Genomic DNA, 1,102 nt, shown 5'->3' with positions numbered 1-1,102 from the left:
GCCTCCGAACGCGGCGTCGAAGGAGGCCGACGGCGGCTCGAAGTCGTACTTCTTCAGGCTCCTGAGCGCCTCCGGGGCGCCCTGGAGGCGGTCCATGCCGGCGTCCTCCCACTCGACCGAGACCGGACCCCGGTAGTCGATGGAACCCAGCATCCGAAAGACGTCCTCCCACGGCACGTCACCGTGCCCGGCCGAGACGAAGTCCCAGCCGCGCCGCGGATCACCCCACGGCAGATGAGAACCGAGGCGGCCGTTGCGGCCGTCGAGGCGCTTGCGGGCCTCCTTGCAGTCCACGTGGTAGATCCGGTCCCGGAAGTCCCACAGGAACCCCACCGGGTCCAGGTCCTGCCACACGAAGTGCGACGGATCGAAGTTCAGCCCGAACGCCGCACGATGCCCCACAGCCTCCAGAGCCCGCTGGGTCGTCCAGTAGTCGTAGGCGATCTCGCTGGGATGCACCTCGTGCGCGAACCGCACCCCCACCTCGTCGAAGACATCCAGAATGGGGTTCCAGCGCTCGGCGAAGTCCTCGTACCCGCGCTCGATCATCGCCTCCGGCGCGGGCGGGAACATCGCGACCAGATGCCAGATCGCCGAACCCGTGAACCCGATGACGGTGTCGACACCGAACGCGGCCGCCGCCCGCGCGGTGTCCTTCATCCGCTCCGCCGCCCGCCGCCGCACCCCCTCCGGATCACCGTCGCCCCAGATCACCGACGGCAGGATCGCCTGATGCCGCTCGTCGATGATCGCATCACACACGGCCTGCCCCACCAGATGGTTGGAGACCGCCCAGCACTTGAGCCCGTACTTGTCCAGGAGCTGGTGCCTGGAGGCGAGGTACGACGGGTCCGCAAGGGCCTTGTCGACCTCGAAGTGATCTCCCCAGCAGGCGAGTTCGAGACCGTCGTAGCCGAAGTCACGAGCCAGCCGGCAGACCTCCTCCAGGGGAAGGTCGGCCCACTGACCGGTGAACAGGGTGAACTGACGCGGCATGCTTCCGGGCCTCCTCAGACAGCGATCGGGGTGTAGACGGAGTTCTTCTCGGCGCTCTCCTCCACCGCCGCGAGCACCCGCTGCACCTGAAGCCCGTCGGCGAAGG

The 1,102-nt window shown here is 68.2% G+C and carries 1 protein-coding gene; it reads right to left on the bottom strand.

The window, feature by feature from the left end; genetic code table 11:
• The coding region (locus tag EHS43_RS44975) for a sugar phosphate isomerase/epimerase (protein ID WP_148104365.1) at window positions 1–996 on the bottom strand (996 nt) is incomplete at its 3' end.
• Between the last annotated feature and the right edge of the window lie 106 nt (window positions 997–1,102).

The sequence above is a fragment of the Streptomyces sp. RP5T genome, from assembly GCF_003933965.1.
GTDB lineage: Bacteria > Actinomycetota > Actinomycetes > Streptomycetales > Streptomycetaceae > Streptomyces.
The sequence above is the reverse complement of the archived record's forward strand: the minus strand, read 5'-3'. Positions and strand labels throughout refer to the sequence as shown.